This window comes from Bartonella queenslandensis AUST/NH15, from assembly GCF_000312585.1.
Taxonomy (GTDB): Bacteria; Pseudomonadota; Alphaproteobacteria; order Rhizobiales; family Rhizobiaceae; genus Bartonella; species Bartonella queenslandensis_A.
In genome coordinates, this window is sequence record NZ_HE998003.1 from 123,373 (window position 1) to 127,273 (window position 3,901).

Genomic DNA, 3,901 nt, shown 5'->3' on the forward strand with positions numbered 1-3,901 from the left:
TGATAGGGTGTTTTTTGATTGATTTCAGTGTGTGATGGGATTTTCGAAGCTAGATACGAAGTGTCTCGATCCATCTTCTTTAAAAGAAGAAGACTTTTGAAAAAGGTATATATATTTTGCGTGTTGATTTTTTCTTATAATTTTTATTGCTTAAATGGTAATTTTGATGGGAAGCATTTAGGAAGATAAAAGAAAGTTCAATATTTACTGAGAAGCGGGGGCACTCTTATGATGGGAAGAGCAATTGTAGGCGTACCTATTTTTATTGAAGTCTTTTTTATAATTTATTCTATATTTTTGAGAATTTGTGTAGATTTTTCCGGAGTCACTTGGCAAAGAGCTGCTTGCTCGCTATAGAAACAGTCAAAGAATGTTATAAATGAAATAAAGGTGTTTAAATGGCTTTAGAGCGTACTTTTTCAATGATTAAACCAGATGCAACACGTCGTAACTTGACTGGTGCAATTACGAAAATGCTTGAAGATGCAGGGTTGCGTGTTATTGCATCTAAACGTGTGTGGATGGGTAAGCGTGAGGCTGAAAATTTTTATGCTGTTCATAAAGAACGCCCTTTTTTTAGCGAATTGGTTGAATTTATGTCTTCTGGTCCAACAGTTGTACAGGTTTTAGAAGGAGAAAACGCAATAGCTAAAAACCGTGAAGTGATGGGTGCTACAAATCCTAGTGATGCAGAAGAAGGAACAATTCGTAAAGTTCATGCTTTATCTATTGGTGAAAATTCTGTCCATGGATCCGATAGCGCTGAAACGGCAAAAACAGAAATCGCTTTTTGGTTTTCTGAGATAGAGATTGTTGGTTAATAAAAACGTAAATAACAAAGCAAAAACCCGAAATATTATGTTTCGGGTTTTTGTTTATAAGATTATAGATCTCTTTGATAGATATGTCATTTCACCATTTTTCCCACTTTTAATATTGCAACTGTTTTTGCAAGAGCCTATTTACCCTTTTCTTGAATGTCTTTTTATCTTTACGCCCACTTTGTTTGCGATGAGCAAAAGAAGTATTTTAATTGTCTCATCACCGATAAATTTGAAGTACGTAGATTTACGGTATCTTTTTTCTTGTTTAAGTTGCAGAAAGATAGTTATCATTATAAATCAAGAGACGATTTCATGAGATGACGTGTTTTAAGCCTGCGCGAAAATAATCCCATCCTGTCCACAATGTAAGGATGGCAGCAATCCACAGCATAATAATGCCAAATTCCACTGTGTAAGGGAAAATTTTGTTACCAGCTGGTCCTGCTAAAAGAAAAATAATAGCGATCATTTGTACAAAGGTTTTCCATTTTGCAAGACGAGAGACTGGGACGCTCACTTTTAATTCAGCTAAATATTCACGTAATCCTGATACAAGAATTTCTCGACAAAGAATGATAATAGCTGCCCATAAAGTCCATCCAGCAATAGTCGTGTCTGCGGCAAGTAAGAGCAAGCAGGCAGAGACGAGAAGTTTATCGGCAATTGGATCTAACATGCGACCAATATTGGATGTTTGTTCCCAAATACGGGCAAGGTAACCATCAAGAAAGTCAGTAATGGATGCGACGACAAAAATGGAAACGGCAACCCAACGTGCGATATCACTTGACTGTAGGCGTCCTTCTAAAAAAAAGCACGCAACAACCATTGGGACTGCAACAATTCGTGCATAAGTTAAAAGATTTGGAAAAGAAAAAGTATGATTTTTCATAGAGCTATTTTAAATTCTTGTGAAAGAGAATATATCCCCTAAACGTAACAAGGCTAAGGTGATGAAACAAGACTATTTTTCATGAAAATGGTTATGAATTTTTTGTGCAATTGTCATAGAGATTCCTGTAACTTTTTTCAAATCTTCAAGTGAGGCACCAGCAACAGCCTTGGCACTTCCAAAATGGTGAAGCAACGCACGTTTTCTTGTCGGACCGATATTTTCGATTTCATCAAGTGGATTTTTGAATGTTGCTTTTTTTCGTTTTATTCTATGTGTTCCAATGGCAAAACGATGTGCTTCATCGCGCAGACGTTGCAAAAAATAGAGGATAGGATCACGGGGAGGAAGTGTAAAAGGAGGAGTCCCTTTTATAAAAAGTCGTTCGCGTCCCGCATGACGGTCAACACCTTTAGCAATTCCAACAACTGTGATCAGATTACTTAATTGTAATTCAGTAAGTATTGTATGTACACTGTTGATTTGTCCTTCACCACCATCGATTAAGATAAGATCAGGCCAAATGGGAAAAAGATCATTTTCTTGATCTTGTATATCATGATTTTTATTTGGCAAATCATGCTCTTTGATAAGACGTGAAAATCTCCGTTTAATGACTTCTTTCATCATGCCAAAATCATCGCCAGGCGTAATATCTGTTGAGCGAATATTGAATTTGCGATATTGATTTTTAACAAATCCCATTTGACCAGCAACAATCATGACACCTACAGAATTTGTTCCCATAATATGAGAATTATCATAGACTTCTATACGACGTGGAGGAAAAGGTAGCTGGAATGTTTTAGCAAGCCCTTGAAGCAATTTTGTATGGGTGGCTGTTTCAGCAAGCTTATGTTCAAGTGCTTCATGAGCATTGAGATAGGCGTGATTAACAAGCGTTTTCCGTTCACCTTGCTTGGGTAAAGAGAGAGACACTTTGTGATTTGCTTTGAGACTCAGCGCTTCTGTAAGAAGTGTCTTTTCTTCAACTTCTTCAGATAAAAGGATGTTTTGGGGAAGGGGTTTATCGTCATAAAATTGGGCTAGAAAACTTGCTAAAATTTCAGTACGGGAAAAAGAGGGATCTGCTTTAGGAAAATAGGCACGGTTTCCCCAATTTTGCCCCATGCGAAAAAAGAACACCTGAATACAGGTCATTCCTTCTTTTTGTGCAATTGCAAAGACATCGGCTTCTTTTATCATTTGAGGATTAATACCTTGATGGCTTTGTATGTGAGAGAGAGCTGATAAGCGGTCACGATAGGAAGCAGCTTGTTCAAAATCAAGATTTTCTGCGGCTTTATGCATAGCTTGAATCATATCATTTTTAACAGATTGATCTTTTCCCGAAAGGAATGCTTTTGCTTCTCTCACGAGTTCTTTATAATCACGGTCATTAATTTCATGGGTACAAGGTGCAGAACATCGCTTAATTTGATAAAGCAAACAGGGGCGTGTGCGGTTTTCAAAAATTGTATCGGTACAGGTTCGTAATAAAAAAGCGCGTTGTAAAACATGAATTGTTTGTGTCACCGCACCAGCAGAAGCAAAAGGCCCAAAATAATGAGCTTTTTGTGTTCGGGCACCACGATGTTTGTAAAGTGCAGGTGCACGGTGATCATTTGTAATCATGATATAAGGGAAGCTCTTGTCATCACGGAGTAATACATTAAAATGTGGGTGCAATCTTTTGATGAGATTCGCTTCTAAAAGGAGTGCTTCTGTTTCTGTATGGGTAACAATAAATTCCATATGATATGTTGCACGAATCATGCGGGTAATACGATTATTGTGTCCTTGTTCACGTGCATAGTTTGAAACACGTTTTTTGAGATTACGGGCTTTACCAATATAGAGAATATCACCATTTTCACCAATCATCCGGTAAACTCCAGGCTTATGCGGAAGGTGTCTAACAAATTCTTGTATGAATTTAACACCTTGGAGTTGATTTTTCTCATCACTTTGATTGGCATTGTTCCATGTAAGGTTAGAGAGAAAAGAAAGCTTTTCTCGTTTATTTTTCAGACAATTTGTATTATTTTTCAGGATCATTCCATTTATCAAGAAATACTTTTTGTTTGCTCTATTAGATATTCTTTTTATTAAATAGTGATTATTTATGTCTTTAGTATTTTTTGTCCATCAATAATACATTATAGCATAAAAGTTTGATTTTAGA

At 36.6% G+C, this 3,901-nt stretch carries 3 protein-coding genes; 1 reads left to right on the forward strand and 2 read right to left on the reverse strand.

From position 1 onward, the window contains the following. Nucleotides 1-398 precede the first annotated feature (398 nt). Nucleotides 399-821 (forward strand): nucleoside-diphosphate kinase, encoded by a 423-nt coding sequence (gene ndk / locus BN338_RS05695; RefSeq protein ID WP_039759907.1) that lies wholly within the window; start codon nt 399-401, stop codon nt 819-821. 313 nt (nt 822-1,134) lie between these two features. Here the strand turns inward: ndk and pgsA are convergent, their stop codons facing one another. Together pgsA and uvrC are read right to left on the reverse strand one after the other, a co-directional pair. Beyond that, nucleotides 1,135-1,716: a CDP-diacylglycerol--glycerol-3-phosphate 3-phosphatidyltransferase gene (pgsA, locus tag BN338_RS05700; protein WP_039759908.1), complete on the reverse strand. Its 582-nt coding sequence runs from the start codon at nt 1,714-1,716 to the stop codon at nt 1,135-1,137. A gap of 72 nt (nt 1,717-1,788) precedes the next feature. Next, nucleotides 1,789-3,774, reverse strand: coding sequence for an excinuclease ABC subunit UvrC (uvrC, locus tag BN338_RS05705; protein ID WP_039759909.1), 1,986 nt, complete (start codon nt 3,772-3,774; stop codon nt 1,789-1,791). Between the last annotated feature and the right edge of the window lie 127 nt (nt 3,775-3,901).

Bases quoted from the DNA above. Each gene is read 5' to 3' on its own strand.
- ndk (WP_039759907.1), top strand. From the start codon at position 399: ATGGCTTTAGAGCGTACTTTTTCAATGATTAAACCAGATGCAACACGT.
- pgsA (WP_039759908.1), bottom strand. From the start codon at position 1,716: ATGAAAAATCATACTTTTTCTTTTCCAAATCTTTTAACTTATGCACGA.
- uvrC (WP_039759909.1), bottom strand. From the start codon at position 3,774: ATGATCCTGAAAAATAATACAAATTGTCTGAAAAATAAACGAGAAAAG.